Source organism: Mycobacterium sp. NGS49 (assembly GCF_059812565.1).
This window is the reverse complement of record NZ_JCALCX010000065.1, coordinates 1-14,136: the sequence shown is the minus strand read 5'-3', so window position 1 is coordinate 14,136 and position 14,136 is coordinate 1. Positions and strand designations below refer to the sequence as shown.

Annotated in this window: 12 protein-coding genes and 1 pseudogene; 5 read left to right on the top strand and 8 right to left on the bottom strand. The window is 66.2% G+C overall.

Features of this window, described 5'->3' with window-relative positions; all coding sequences use genetic code 11:
• From AC5Y7D_RS30240 to AC5Y7D_RS30215, 6 genes and pseudogenes are all read right to left on the bottom strand, one after another.
• Window positions 1-351 (bottom strand): annotated as a pseudogene (locus tag AC5Y7D_RS30240) (oligopeptide transporter substrate-binding protein); the annotation flags it as partial.
• Between the two features lie 86 nt (window positions 352-437).
• A complete protein-coding gene (locus AC5Y7D_RS30235; RefSeq protein ID WP_499929768.1) occupies window positions 438-1,196 on the bottom strand; it encodes a hypothetical protein in 759 nt (252 codons plus the stop codon).
• A 110-nt stretch (window positions 1,197-1,306) separates the two neighbouring features.
• On the bottom strand, window positions 1,307-1,873 hold the full coding sequence (locus AC5Y7D_RS30230; RefSeq protein ID WP_499929766.1) for a hypothetical protein: 567 nt from the start codon (window positions 1,871-1,873) through the stop codon (window positions 1,307-1,309).
• A gap of 119 nt (window positions 1,874-1,992) precedes the next feature.
• On the bottom strand, window positions 1,993-3,438 hold the full coding sequence (locus AC5Y7D_RS30225; protein ID WP_499929764.1) for an amino acid permease: 1,446 nt from the start codon (window positions 3,436-3,438) through the stop codon (window positions 1,993-1,995).
• Window positions 3,439-3,548: 110 nt separating this feature from the next.
• Window positions 3,549-4,211, bottom strand: a complete 663-nt coding sequence (locus AC5Y7D_RS30220) for an enoyl-CoA hydratase-related protein (protein ID WP_499929762.1) — start codon at window positions 4,209-4,211, stop codon at window positions 3,549-3,551.
• The gene (locus tag AC5Y7D_RS30215; RefSeq protein ID WP_499929760.1) at window positions 4,208-4,855 is read right to left on the bottom strand and encodes a TetR family transcriptional regulator; all 648 of its coding nucleotides are present in this window, start codon (window positions 4,853-4,855) and stop codon (window positions 4,208-4,210) included. Before AC5Y7D_RS30215 ends, AC5Y7D_RS30220 begins: the two co-directional genes overlap by 4 nt.
• 184 nt (window positions 4,856-5,039) lie before the next feature.
• Here AC5Y7D_RS30215 and ngg point away from each other — a divergent pair, with 184 nt between their 5' ends.
• A complete protein-coding gene (ngg, locus tag AC5Y7D_RS30210) occupies window positions 5,040-6,827 on the top strand; it encodes an N-acetylglutaminylglutamine synthetase (protein WP_499929758.1) in 1,788 nt (595 codons plus the stop codon).
• Between the two features lie 16 nt (window positions 6,828-6,843).
• Here the strand turns inward: ngg and AC5Y7D_RS30205 are convergent, their stop codons facing one another.
• The gene (locus tag AC5Y7D_RS30205) at window positions 6,844-7,569 is read right to left on the bottom strand and encodes a YoaK family protein (protein ID WP_499929756.1); all 726 of its coding nucleotides are present in this window, start codon (window positions 7,567-7,569) and stop codon (window positions 6,844-6,846) included.
• Between the two features lie 331 nt (window positions 7,570-7,900).
• Between AC5Y7D_RS30205 and dnaK the strand changes: the two genes are divergently transcribed.
• From dnaK to AC5Y7D_RS30185, 4 genes are read left to right on the top strand one after another with little or no spacing between them, the layout of a single operon-like run.
• Window positions 7,901-9,766, top strand: a complete 1,866-nt coding sequence (dnaK, locus tag AC5Y7D_RS30200; protein ID WP_499929754.1) for a molecular chaperone DnaK — start codon at window positions 7,901-7,903, stop codon at window positions 9,764-9,766.
• Window positions 9,763-10,413 (top strand): nucleotide exchange factor GrpE, encoded by a 651-nt coding sequence (grpE, locus tag AC5Y7D_RS30195; RefSeq protein ID WP_499929753.1) that lies wholly within the window; start codon window positions 9,763-9,765, stop codon window positions 10,411-10,413. The genes dnaK and grpE overlap by 4 nt, the downstream gene beginning before the upstream one ends.
• Before the next feature lie 43 nt (window positions 10,414-10,456).
• Complete coding sequence (gene dnaJ / locus AC5Y7D_RS30190; RefSeq protein ID WP_499929751.1) at window positions 10,457-11,626, top strand: molecular chaperone DnaJ; 1,170 nt, start codon at window positions 10,457-10,459, stop codon at window positions 11,624-11,626.
• A complete protein-coding gene (locus AC5Y7D_RS30185) occupies window positions 11,626-12,015 on the top strand; it encodes a heat shock protein transcriptional repressor HspR (RefSeq protein ID WP_499929749.1) in 390 nt (129 codons plus the stop codon). Before dnaJ ends, AC5Y7D_RS30185 begins: the two co-directional genes overlap by 1 nt.
• Here AC5Y7D_RS30185 and AC5Y7D_RS30180 read toward each other — a convergent pair.
• Window positions 12,016-14,136: beta strand repeat-containing protein (locus tag AC5Y7D_RS30180; RefSeq protein WP_499929747.1), on the bottom strand; the 2,121-nt coding region annotated here is incomplete at its 5' end.

Sequence of the window (14,136 nt, the reverse complement as noted above, 5' to 3'; positions counted from 1 at the left end):
TGTCGTCGTTGTGGTCGTTGTCGTGGTGGTCGAGGTGGGTGCTGTGGTGGTCGTGGTCGTCGTCGCCGGTACCACCGTGGTCACCGTCGTGGTGACTGAAGCCGGGCTGGGCCGGCCGCGGGCGAGTAGGACGATCCCGTAGATGATCAGGGCGATCAGGACTGCGATCAGCACGCCCCATCCCACCAACGCAAGCGGCTTGCGCCAGCCAGGGGTGGGCTCTGGCTCCGGGCCGGGCGGGTATCCGCCGGCGGCCGGCTGCCCGTACCCGCCCCCGCCCGGCCCGTAGCCGTAATTGCCGTAGGCGGTCGGGTCGTCGGCGCCGTATTCGGGCGGGTCGTACCTGTTCACGGCCGCTGACTGTATTCGCTACCGCAATCGATGCCGGTCATCGCGCGCCGCCCGTGATTGATCAGTAATCAAACCTTGACCGAGCGCTAACGGGGCAGATTCGGCAGCGTGATGGTGGGGCCACCCGGAATTGTGATGGTCGAAGGCAAGTCGGGGAAGCGCGGGCGGCGAGGCGGTTGCGTGGGCTGCGTGCCGGGTGGCTGGTTGCGGGGTGGGTTGGCCGGCGGCGGCGCCGCGGTTGGCGTCGTGGTGGGTTCCGTGGTCGTGGTGGTCGGTTCGGTGGTCGTGGTCGTGGTCGTCTCGGTGGTGGTCGTGGTGGTTGTGGTCGTCGACGTAGTGCCCGGTGCCGGACTGTTGCTCTTTCCACTGCCCAGCAGTTGGGTGACGCCGTAGGCGATCAGAGCGAGCAGGATCAGGACGAGGATGGCCCAACCGATGAGTGTCGCCGGCTTGCGATACCAGGGCCGACCCTCCTCGTCGGGGTCGTCGGTGACCAGTGGCTCGTACTGGTCCGGTGCCGCACCCTCTCCGGCAGGCTGGTATTGCAGGTGCTGGCCGGAAGGCGAGTGTTCCACCGTGGGCTGGTTCTGCAGTGGGGTGCCGCCGGGCGGGGGCGGGCCTTCCACGGTCGGCTGATTCTGCGGACCCTGCGGAGGTCGGCCGTAGGGCGGTTGGCCATGTGGTGGGGGGCCCTGGGCAGGACCACCGGGCGGTGGGCCCTGCGGCGGGTATCCGCCTCCTGGTGGGCCCTGCGGCGGGTATCCGCCTCCTGGTGGGCCTACGCCGTATCCGCCGAACTGGGTGGGCTGGTTGTTGAAGTCGTCGGGTGGGCCGTAGCGTGCCACGGTTCTGATGTTATAGGTCGCGCGATGCCGGCGTGGGGGGTGTGCGCGGGGGCGGGGGCATCGACCGGCCGCCGCGCTGGATCATCGCGGGGTCGGCGGCAAACCCCGGGTCAGAACGTGTCGACCTTGTCGAGGCTGACGAACATGCCGTGGCCGGTGCCGTTGTTGGAGAATCGGGTGCCGTCTTCGGTGGCGACGATGGTCCAGCCCTGCGCGTCGTAGGTCCTGTAGTCGATCGTGACGGTGGGAATGGCGCCGAGGTTGCCGAGCACCCACTGCACGTTGCCGGCTGAGGTGATGTGGACACCGTTGGCGTGCTCGCCGTCTTGCAGGGGCGAGTTGGTGAACGGTGCCTCGCAGCCCACGCTCTCCTTGTTGATCTGGCAGCGGGTCACGCCCGACTTGGTTTCGATGAAGACGTAACCGTTGTCGTCGGGCTTGAGTGTGATCGTGCCGGGTGTCGCGTTGGTCGACGGCGGCCCGGTGGGTGGGAGCGCAATGGGTGTCGTCGGTGCCGGCGGCGGCGCGGCACTCGGCCGGGGGGTGGGGAAGGAAGGCTCCGCCGGGCCTCTTCCTCCCGGCGAGGCGACGGGCCTGCCGTCAACAGTGGTACTGCATCCGGCGACGAGCACGACGACGGCCAGCGGAACCCACCCAGCCTTCTGCAAAAACCGCACCGCGCTACTCCCCGGAATCTCCGATATCAGGAGATCAGATTACGCAGGGGGGCGCGGATGTCCTTGCAGTGACGCGCTCTTGGAACGAGCCCGATGGCAAAGCGTTACCACCGACTACGTCACTCCGCGGGCGCCGCCTCGTCGGCCGCCGCGGTCACCGAGACTTCGGCGGCGGCGTCGCGTACCCGGCCGCGGATCAGGAACCAGCCACCGATCAGCGCCGGAATGCCGAACGCCATCGCAGCGAGCATCCAGCGGCCGTAAACCTTGTCGAACACCATCAACACGAGCACACCTGCCAGAAATGCCAGCGTGATCCACCCGGTATAGGGCGCAAGCGGCATCCGGAACTTCGGGCGCTCCACCTCGCCCGCCTTCACCAGCTGGTGGAATCGCAGCTGACACGCGACGATCGTGGCCCAAGCCACGATGACGCCGGTAGCGGCGATGTGCAGCACGATCTCGAATGCGTGCTTCGGGGTGACCGCATTGAGTGCGATGCCGAACAGGCCGATCCCGGCGGTGAGCAGGATGCCGCCGAACGGCACGCCGTTCTTCGACATCACCGCGGTGAATCGCGGGCCGCTGCCATTGATCGCCATCGACCGCAGGATCCGGCCGGTGGAATACAACCCGGCATTCAGACTCGACAGCGCCGCGGTGAGCACCACCAGGTTCATCAGGTCGTCGCCCCAGGACAGACCGAGCTTGTTGAAGAACGTCACGAACGGGCTCTCGCCGTCCTTATATGCGGTGTAGGGCAGTAGCAGCGCCAGCAACACCGTCGACCCGATGTAGAAGACCGCGATCCGGAACACCACCGAGTTGATCGCGCGGGGCATGATCTTCTCCGGCTCCGCCGTCTCCCCGGCGGCGATACCCACCAATTCAATTGCCGCATAAGCGAATACCACGCCAGAAGTGACCAGCACCAGCGACAGCAGCCCGGTCGGCAACAGGCCGCCATTACCGCTCCACAGCGACCATCCGGTGTCGTGCCCGTCCAGCTTGAACCGTCCGGCGAGAAAGATGGTGCCGACGATCAGGAACGTCACCAGCGCCAGCACCTTGACCAGCGCCGCCCAGAACTCCAACTCGCCGAACAACTTGACCGAGATCAGGTTCATCGACAGCACGACGATCAGCGCGACCAGCGCCAGCGTCCACTGGGGGATGACCTGAAACGCCTTCCAGTAACGGCAGTATTGGGCGATCGCGGTGGTATCGACGATCCCGGTCATCGCCCAGTTCAGGAAATACATCCAGCCGGCGGCGAACGCCACCTTCTCGCCGAAGAATTCTCGCGCGTAGGACACGAACGAACCCGACGACGGTCGGTACAGCACCAGCTCACCGAGCGCGCGCAGGATCAGAAAGACGAAGACGCCGCAGATCCCGAACACGATGAACAAGCCCGGCCCCGCCGAGGCGAGCCGGCCGCCGGCGCCGAGGAACAGACCCGTGCCGATCGCTCCACCGAGGGCGATCATCTGCAACTGACGATTTTTCAGCGCCTTGTGATAGCCCGCGTCTTCGCGGTCCAGCGCGCGTGCGGGCGGTGCCATCGCGTCAGGCTATCCCACGGCCGCCGCTTCGGCAGTTCACCGGCGCGCAGCCACGGTCCTGACGGGTGGGCGGTAGGTGGATGCCGATGCGGCCCGGGTTTTCACCACCGTCAGCCGTCGACGGACCTGAGCGACTGGGCTGCGCCGCCGAACATGGTGTGTTTGATCGCGCCAAGGGTGCCGCGGTCCTTGCTGCCCAGCGGGCGAAGCAGTTCCACCGCAGCGGCAGTCACCTCGCCGTGGTCCGCCGTGGCGTCGACGATGCCCATGCCGGCGGCGTCGGCACCCCCGAAGCGGCGCCCGGTGGTCATGGAGGCGACCGCGGCCTGCGGCGTCAGCTTGCCCTGGATCAACGCGGCCATGCCGGGGGTGAACGGAATGTTGATGTCCGCCTCGGGGAAGCAGAAGAATCCGCGGTCGGCCCGCATCACCCGGAAATCATGGGCAATGGCCAGCATGGCCCCGGCGCCGAAGGCATGGCCGACGATCGCCGCGGCGGTCGGCATGGGCAGGGTGAGAACCCGCGCCAGCAGCTCCTGGACTCGCCCGACGTAGCGCTGGGTTTGGTCGGCGTGCGCACCGAGCCAGTCCAGATCCAGCCCGTTCGTATAGAACTTGCCCCGCGCGGTGGTGACCAACGCCTGCGCGCCCCCGGCTTCGATGTCGTCCAGGTGGGTGTTGATCTCGTCGAGAAACTCTGGCGAGAAACGGTTCTCGTCATCGCCGAAGTCGAGGATGGCGATCTTCTCGTCATACCTGAGCTCGATGGTCATGGGTTCTTCCTTCCGGGTTGGCGAATCGGGGGCTCAATTTCCAGCACGGCGCGCACCGCGGCGCGCAGTTGCCGGCGCGCCACCGGACTGTGTAGTCGGTCGCGTCGCAGCAGAATCGCGGTCGGCAAATCAACGACGCAGATCGTGATGGTGTCCACCGCGCCGGCATCCTTGCGATCCCAGACGCTGCGGGCCAGCAGGATCAGCAGGCCAACCAGTTGTGTCTCGAGATCGGTGATCTGCGAAATGATTTCGTCGGGCAGCTGGGGGTCGATCAGTTGCTCCCGCGGCATGGTCAGCAGCAGCCGGCACGAAGCCGGATGTTGGTCGGCAAAGGCGGCCGGCGCGTCGGCGGCGGCCGCCACGGCCTCGACGCCGGCCTCGAAGCCGGGCGGGCGGCCCGGCACCGAGAGGGCCGTGTCGACCAACGCGGCTTGCGCAGCCAGGAATCGCCGCCCCGCCCGCAGCCACGCGTGTCCCAGCAGCCCGGCCCGGGACCCGAAGGTGTGATAAAGCGCACCATTGGACACGCCGACGGCCGAGCTGATCGCGCGGATCGTGACAGCGGACGGGCCGGAGGCGACGGCGAGCGACTCGACGGCATCGAGCACCTGGTCCTGGTCATACACGCGGGGACGCGGCATAGCGATGATGATAACAGAGCAAATGCTCTGTTATCGCCGGGTTCCGCGCGAAATGGGCCCTTTAGCAGGCGATATTTATCAGATTGGTGGATCATGCTGGAAATGGGTAACAACGGGACCATGACTCGTGGATCGGAGGGCTGGCCATGCCGGCGGCGCCGCGTCCCCTGACTCCGGTGGCCCGATGAGCGTCGTCGACCCTGCCGAAGACCATCCCGAGGCGATCACTCTAGGCCTGCACGACGCCTCGCCACCACACCTGGTGGCGTCGATGGGCAAGGACGTAGAGCTCGAATTGGGCTGGGGCCGCGTCATTTTCGGTCAGACGTTCGCCGACTCCGCCGCGCTCGTCGGGGCACTGCGCAACGAAGCGCCCGGCCGGCGTGACGTCTGCATCTATGCGCGCGAATCACACGTCGTGGTTGCCGCGGCGCCGACGGAACTGTTCCTCGACCCCAGCCATACCTACCGGCTGCGCTTCTCCGGGTCGCCGCAGGAATCGGCGCAGCCGCCGCAAGGGGTGACGGTGCGCACCCTCAACTCCCCGGCTGAGGCTGATGCCATGAACCGGGTAACGGTGCGGTGTGGGATGGTCCCGGCGCCGGTCGAGACGATCTGGCACAACCATCTGCATGTCGATGCGGTGACGTATCTGGTGGCGGTGCGTAACGACGACGGCGCGGTGATAGGCACCGTGACCGGTGTGGACCACGAGATTCTCTTCTCGGACCCGGAGCGGGGCGCAAGTCTGTGGGCGCTGGCAGTCGACCCGGCCGCCGCCCTACCCGGTGTCGGGGAAGCGCTGACCCGCGCGGTAGCCGATCGCTTTCATCGCCAGGGGCGGGCCTATCTCGACCTGTCGGTCGCCCACGACAATGCAGGGGCTATCGGCCTTTACGAGAAGCTCGGTTTCCGCCGTGTCCCGGTGCTGGTGATCAAGCGGAAGAACACCATCAACGAGCCGTTGTTCACCTCACCGCCGGAGACCGTCGACGACCTCAATCCGTACGCGCGGATCATTGCCGAAGAGGCACTGCGCCGCGGCATCCTGGTCGAGGTTCTGGATGCCGAGACCGGAGAGATGCGGCTGTCGCTCGGCGGCCGCAGCGTGGTGACCCGAGAGTCGTTGTCCGAGTACACCTCCGCTGTCTCAATGTGCCGGTGCGACGACAAACGGTTGACCCGGCGGCTGGTCAAGGAGGCCGGAATCGTCGTTGCCCGGGCGCGCCTGGCCACCTTTGACGACGACGATTACGCATTCCTCGACGAGGTTCGGGAGGTGGTGGTCAAACCGTGCCGCGGCGAGCAGGGCAAGGGAATCACGGTGGGAGTGACCGCCGATGACGGTCCCCAGGAGCTTGCCGCCGCGCTGGCGCGCGCCAGGGAGCAACACCCGGAGGTGTTGATCGAAGAGCGTGTACATGGTGACGACCTGCGCTTGCTCGTGATCGACGGTCGGGTGGTGGCGGCCGCGTTGCGGATGCCCCCTGAGGTCATCGGTACGGGTCGCCACAGCGTGCGCGAGCTGATCGAGGCCGAGAGCCGGCGGCGGGCTGCCGCCACCGACGGTGAGTCCCGCATTCCGATGGACGACGTCACGGAACAAACGGTCGCCAAGGAAGGCTGGAGTCTCGACGAGGTGCTGCCGGAAGGAACCCGGCTACGGGTTCGTGCCACGGCAAACCTGCACCAGGGCGGCAAGCTGCACGACGTGACCGGCCAGGTGAATCCGGAACTGTGTCAGGTGGCGGTGAAGGCGGCCGAGGTGATCGGTATCCCCGTTGCCGGCATCGATCTCCTGGTCGAGGACGTCACCGCGGCGGACTACGCCTTCATCGAGGCCAACGAGCGGCCAGGCCTGGCAAATCACGAACCACAGCCCACGGCGGCGGCGTTCATCGACTTCTTGTTCCCCGGCCAGCCCCGGCCACCGCTGCCCTGGACTCCGGAGGAGTCGCGCACCCGCCGCTGACGGCGCAGAGTCGGCGCTAGGCGGGCAGCGCCTCGGCGATCGCCAGAGGGGGCTCAACGCGCTGCTTGCGGCTGCGTGCGACGCCGGCGGCGGCCAATACCAAGCAGATCGTGGCGGGGACGATCAGGGCGTGCCCGCCCATCCGGGCCCCTGCCATCAGACCTGCGACGGCACCGGCGAGGAACAGCAGAAGCGTGGCGCTGAGGATTGCGGCCTTCCACTTATCGATGCCTTCCCGCCGGCTGCGGCCAAGCATCAACCCGAGGTCGGTGACGGTGCCGGTGAAGTGGGTGGTCCGCACGGCCATCCCGCGGAAGCTGGATGTCAAGCCGTTCTGCAGGCCCAGCGCCGACGCGGCCAGCAGTGCCTGCACCGCGGTCTCCTCGATGCCGGAGCCCATGATCAGCGACTTGAGGTCGGATTCTTCGATGCCGGCGGCGGCAAGCAGCAACAGCAATGCCTGGATTGCCAGGACAGCGGCGTGACGGGTGCCGATGGCGACTCGCTTGGAGGCGAGCAGCGCCCCGGCAATGGCCGCACCGATCAGGAACCCCACCACGATCGCGACGAGCACGTGGCTCTCGTACCGCCACGGGTGCGCCCGGTCCATCCCGATCTGGGTGGTGATGCCGGTGAGGTTGCCGACCGGAACGGCCATGATCAGGATCGCCACCGCGTTGACCCAGCCAGCGTTCATCGCCAGGAGCGAGCTGTATCCGAGCATGCGACTTTGCGTCGACATCCCGCCTCTGCGCTTCTGATCCATTGATGACACCGCCTGACTCGCTTCCCCCGGGAGCTGATGTTCGCCAAGCCTAACAATCTCGTCGCGAAAACCATTTCAGATTTTGGTCTTCATAGAAGGCCCATATGCGGCCGACGGAAACCCTATGGCCTCGACCTGTGGCACCCCCGGGGAACAAACCGCGGACCCGTGCCGTTAGCATGATCGACAAGTTGAGCGAATCGGGCTCAAGTCTTGGTTGACAGCAGTAGGTCGGCAGAGCAGGCTTGAGCGGGGTTCACTCAGCATAGTGCAACACAGAGGCTCTACACATTCAGGAGGAATCACTATGGCTCGTGCGGTCGGCATCGACCTCGGGACCACCAACTCCGTCGTCTCGGTTCTGGAGGGTGGCGACCCCGTCGTCGTCGCCAACTCCGAGGGCTCAAGGACGACTCCATCCGTCGTCGCGTTCGCGCGCAACGGCGAAGTGCTGGTTGGCCAGCCCGCCAAGAACCAGGCGGTCACCAATGTTGACCGCACCATCCGCTCGGTCAAGCGGCACATGGGCACGGACTGGTCCGTCGAGATCGACGGCAAGAATTACACGGCGCCGGAGATCAGCGCCCGCGTGCTGATGAAGCTCAAGCGGGACGCCGAGGCATACCTCGGTGAGGACATCACCGACGCGGTGATCACCGTGCCCGCCTACTTCAACGACGCCCAGCGTCAAGCGACCAAGGACGCCGGCCAGATCGCCGGGCTCAACGTGCTGCGCATCGTCAACGAGCCGACCGCGGCCGCCCTGGCCTACGGCCTGGACAAGGGCGAGAAGGAACAGACCATTCTGGTCTTCGACCTCGGTGGCGGCACCTTCGACGTCTCGCTGCTCGAGATCGGCGAAGGCGTGGTCGAGGTGCGCGCCACCAGCGGTGACAACCACCTCGGTGGTGACGACTGGGACCAGCGCGTCGTGGACTGGCTGGTGGAGAAGTTCAAGGGCACCAGCGGCATCGACCTGACCAAGGACAAGATGGCCATGCAGCGGCTGCGCGAAGCCGCCGAGAAGGCCAAGATCGAACTCTCCAGCTCGCAGAGCACGTCGATCAACCTGCCCTACATCACCGTGGACGCGGACAAGAACCCGCTGTTCCTCGACGAGCAGCTGACCCGGGCCGAGTTCCAGCGCATCACCCAGGACCTGCTGGACCGCACCCGCAAGCCGTTCCAGTCGGTGATCGCCGACGCCGGCATCTCGGTGAGCGACATCGACCACGTGGTGCTCGTCGGCGGCTCGACCCGTATGCCCGCGGTTACCGACCTGGTCAAGGAGATGACCGGCGGCAAGGAGCCCAACAAGGGCGTCAACCCCGACGAGGTCGTCGCGGTGGGCGCCGCCCTGCAGGCCGGTGTCCTCAAGGGTGAGGTGAAAGACGTTCTGCTGCTTGACGTTACGCCGCTGAGCCTGGGTATCGAGACCAAGGGTGGCGTGATGACCAAGCTCATCGAGCGCAACACCACCATCCCGACCAAGCGGTCGGAGACCTTCACCACGGCCGACGACAACCAGCCGTCGGTGCAGATCCAGGTCTACCAGGGTGAGCGCGAGATCGCCTCGGCCAACAAGCTGCTCGGCAGCTTCGAGCTGACCGGTATCGCCCCGGCGCCGCGCGGTGTCCCGCAGATCGAGGTCACCTTCGACATCGACGCCAACGGCATCGTGCACGTCACGGCCAAGGACAAGGGCACCGGCAAGGAGAACACGATCCGCATCCAGGAGGGCTCCGGCATCTCCAAGGAAGAGATCGACCGGATGATCAAGGAGGCTGAGGCGCACGCGGACGAGGACCGCAAGCGTCGGGAGGAGGCCGACGTTCGCAACCAGGCCGAGACGCTGGTCTACCAGACGGAGAAGTTCGTCAAGGAACAACGCGAGGCCGAGGGCGGTTCCAAGGTTCCCGAGGACACCTTGAGCAAGGTGGAAGCCGCGGTCAACGAGGCCAAGGCGACACTAGGTGGTGACGACATCGGCGCGATCAAGTCGGCGATGGAGAAGCTGGGCCAGGAGTCCCAGGCGCTCGGACAGGCGATCTACGAGGCCGCCCAGGCCGAGGGTGCCGCTGCCGGCGGCGGCCAGCCCGGCGGCTTCGAGCAGGGCGGCCAGGACGACGTCGTGGACGCGGAGGTGGTCGACGACGACCGGGAGTCCAAGTGACCGACGACTACCCACAGGAGCCGGTGACGGTCACCGACAAACGGCGGATCGATCCCGAGACTGGTGAAGTTCGGCAGGGTTCTCCCGGCGCTCCGGCGCCGGGAGAACCGGCTGCGGCCGCTGGTTCGTCGGACCCCTCGTCGAGCAAGGTGGCTGAGCTGACCGCCGACCTGCAACGGGTGCAGGCGGACTTCGCCAACTACCGCAAGCGGGCGATGCGCGACCAGCAGGCCGCGGCCGACCGGGCCAGGGCCGCCGTGGTCGGCGAACTGCTGCATGCGGTGGACGACATCGAACGGGCGCGCAAGCACGGTGATTTGGAGTCCGGGCCGCTCAAGGCCGTGGCCGACAAGCTGATGAACGTGCTGACCGGCCTGGGACTCAAGCCGTTCGGTGCCGAAGGCGAGGACTTCGACCCGGTGCTGCACGAAGCCGTGCAGCACGAGGGCAGCGGTGGCCAAGACGCCAAGCCGGTGATCGGAACGGTGATGCGACAGGGCTACCAGCTGGGCGAGCATGTGCTGCGCAACGCGCTGGTCGCCGTCGTCGAGACCGTTCCAGACGGGCCAGGTGACAGCGCGAACCAGTCAGCCCGGGAAACCGGACAGGCCGACACGACCGATAACGCCGACGGCTCCGGTGATTAAGGCACAGAATCAACAAACGAGGAAGGTAAGGAGGTGACGCGGTATGGCTCAGCGCGAGTGGGTCGAGAAAGACTTCTACAAGGAGCTCGGCGTCCCCTCTGATGCCGACGCCAAGCAGATCAAGACTGCGTATCGCAAGCTGGCCTCCGATCTGCACCCGGACAAGAATCCCGCCGGCGCGGAGCGGTTCAAGGCTGTCTCCGAGGCGTACAGCGTCTTGTCCGACGAAGCAAAGCGCAAAGAGTACGACGAGACCCGCCGGCTGTTCGCCGGCGGGGGCTTTGGTGGCCGTCGGTTCGATGCGGGCAACTTCGGCGGCTTCGGCGGAGGTGGTGATGGCGCCGAGTTCAACCTGAACGACTTGTTCGACGCCGCCGGCCGGTCCGGCGGCGCAAATATCGGTGACTTGTTCGGTGGCCTGTTCGGACGCGGTGGCAGCACCCGGCCCAGCCGGCCGCGCCGCGGCAACGACCTGGAGACCGAGACGGAACTGGATTTCGTCGAGGCCGCCAAGGGCGTAGCGATGCCGTTGCGGCTGACCAGCCCGGCGCCATGCACCAATTGCCACGGCAGCGGCGCGCGCCCGGGCACCAGCCCGAAGGTGTGTCCCAACTGCAACGGCGCGGGCGTGATCAGTCGCAACCAGGGTGCCTTCGGATTCTCCGAACCGTGCACCGAATGCCGGGGCAGCGGTTCGATCATCGAGCACCCGTGCGAGGAGTGCGGCGGCAACGGCGCGACGACCCGTACCCGAACCATCAACGTGCGGATACCGCCGGGCGTCGAGGACGGGCAACGTATCAGGCTGGCCGGACAAGGCGAGGCCGGGCTGCGCGGCGCCCCGTCCGGCGACCTCTATGTGACGGTCCATGTACGGCCGGACAAGGTGTTCGGCCGGGACGGCGATGACCTCACCGTGACCGTTCCGGTCAGCTTCACCGAATTAGCTTTGGGCTCAACGCTTTCGGTGCCCACCCTGGACGGCAAGGTGGGTGTCCGGGTGCCCAAGGGTACCGCGGATGGCCGTATCCTGCGGGTGCGCGGGCGCGGTGTGCCCAAGCGCAGCGGCGGCAGCGGCGATCTGCTCGTCACCGTCAAGGTGGCGGTCCCCCCGAACCTGGAGGGCGCGGCCCAAGAGGCGCTGGAAGCCTATGCTGCGGCCGAAAGATCCAGTGGGTTCGACCCCCGGGCTGGATGGGCAGGTAATCGGTGATGGCTTCCGATTCCAGAAAGAACGAGTCCTCGCGGACCTTTTTGATTTCGGTGGCCGCCGAGCTGGCCGGCATGCATGCGCAGACCCTGCGCACCTACGACCGGATCGGCCTGGTGAGCCCGCAACGCACCCCCGGTGGCGGGCGCCGCTACTCCGAGCACGATGTGAACCTGCTGCGCGAAGTGCAACGCCTGTCCCAGGACGAGGGTGTCAACCTCGCCGGCATCAAACGCATCATCGAGCTGACCAATCAGGTCGAGGCGTTGCAGTCCAGGCTCAAGGAGATGGCCGAGGAATTGGCGATGTTGCGCGCCAACCAGCGACGGGAGGTCGCGGTGGTGCCCAAGAGCACGGCGCTGGTGGTCTGGCAGCCGCGTTCGCGCCGGTAGCTACGGGCTCTCGCCGAGGATTCCGGCCAGTTCTTTGCCGACGTTGCCGAAACCGGAGACGAAGGCATTCGTCAGCATGTCGAGCACGGTCGTGTTGTAGAAGCCCGACATGAAGTTGCCCAGGTTCGCCCAGCCGGATTCCAGGGTGCCGAAGTTCTGGAACCCGGACACGTCGACCCCGCCGGCGTTGAGCCATCCCGAAGACTGGCTGAACGCGTTTCCGAAACCCGATACGGCGCCGTTGGCGGCGTTGAAGAAGCCCGAGGCGCCGCCGGCGCCGGAGTTGAAGAAACCGGATGACGGCACCGGACCGGTGTTGAAGAATCCCGGGGTCTGCCGCAAACCGAAGCCGAAGGTGAACGGCCCCAGATCGCCGTTGCCCGCCAGGTTGATCGGGTTGGAGATGTTGAAGACCAGCGGCGTTTCGGGGTTCAGGACGCTCGGATCGATGGTGAACGGGCCGAGGTGCTGGGTGGTGATGTGGATCGGCGGCAGCGTGCCGCTCAGCACGCAGCCGACGAACGGGATGTAGATGATGCAGATCGTGACCACCAGGCTGATGGGTATATCGAACTCGGCGATGGTGAACATGTCCTGGGTGACTGCGTTGATGGTTCCCGTGATCGGGATCTCGATGTCGCCCGCAATGCTGTAGTCCCACGGAATCTTGGGAATCGTAACGTCGTACCGGAAATCGCCCAGACCCTGGTAGTCGCCGCGCCAGAAGAAGCCGTTGCTGTAGTCGCCGCCGTTGAAGCCGCCGGTGTTGAAGTCGCCGTAGTTGCCGAAGCCGGTGTTGGAGTTGCCCGTGTTGATCCAGCCGGTGTTGTAGTTCCCCGGGTTGAAGCCGCCGGTGTTGTAGCTGCCCGGGTTGAAGCTGCCGGTGTTGACGTTGCCGGAGTTGCCGATGCCGGTGTTGAAGTTCCCCGAGTTGCCGAAGCCGGTGTTGACCAGTCCGGTGTTGAAGAACCCGGTGTTGACCTGACCGCTGTTGCCGATCCCGGTGTTGAACTCCCCGGAGTTGCCGATACCCCAGTTGCCTTCGCCGGAGTTGAAGAAACCGACGTTGTTGGTGCCGGAGTTGAACAAGCCGAAGTTGCCGGTGCCCGAGTTGAACCCGCCGAATCCGACCTGGGCGTTGCCGGAGAGACCGATGCCGATATTTCCGTCGCCGGTGTTGCCGAAGCCGATGTTGTTGGTACCGGTGTTGCCGAAGCCGACGTTGAAGCTGCCGGTGTTGCCCCAGCCGAAGTTCTGCATCGCAGCGGACAGGCCCGACCCCGAGTTGCCGAACCCGACGTTGCCGAAGCCGATGTTGCCGGGCCCGAAATTCTGGTCGCCGATGTTGCCCCAGCCGATGTTGAGGCTGCCGATGTTGCCGCCACCCACGTTGAAGCTGCCGATGTTGGCGTTGCCCAGGTTGAAGGTGCCCAGGTTTGCGTTGCCGAGGTTGAAGAAGCCGTCGTTGGCCGCGCCGAGGTTGAAGCTGGTTTGGGACACGCCGTCGCGGAAGAAGCCGGCGAGGTCGACGCCGAAGTTTTGTCCGCCCGAGATGTTCGCCGGGACTGCACCGCCGGTGTTGAGCCAACCCGAGAGGGTGCTGCCCAGGTTGGAGAACCCGGACTGCATGGAACCGAAGTTCTGTAGCCCGGAGTTCCCGATGGCAGCGGTGGCGAAGTTGTAGAAGCCGGAGTTGTTGCCGTAGTTCAGCAGGCCAGACGCGCTGCCGCTACCCCAGTTCAGGAAGCCCGAGGAGAAGCCGGTGGTGGCGTTGAAGAAGCCCGGCGCGGGCTTCATGTCGATCAGCGGGATGTAGGCGGGCCCGCCGCCACCCAAGCCCAGGATGTGAATGATGGTCGGGTTGTTGGGGTCTGGGCTGCCTATGTCGATCTGGATGGCCGGTTGAGCGCCGAAGTTGATGGTGATGGGTGTGTTGGACGGTGCGCTCTGGTCGCCGCCGTGGATGGTGATCGGACCGAACGGTGCGATGACGGTGCCCTTGAGGATGGCAAGGTCGAGGGTGCCCCGCGCGTCGAACTGCGGGATCGTGACTGCGGGAATGTTGACGCTGGTGATGCTGCCGGTGATCGGGATGTGGATCGGGGCGTCGACGGTGAGCAC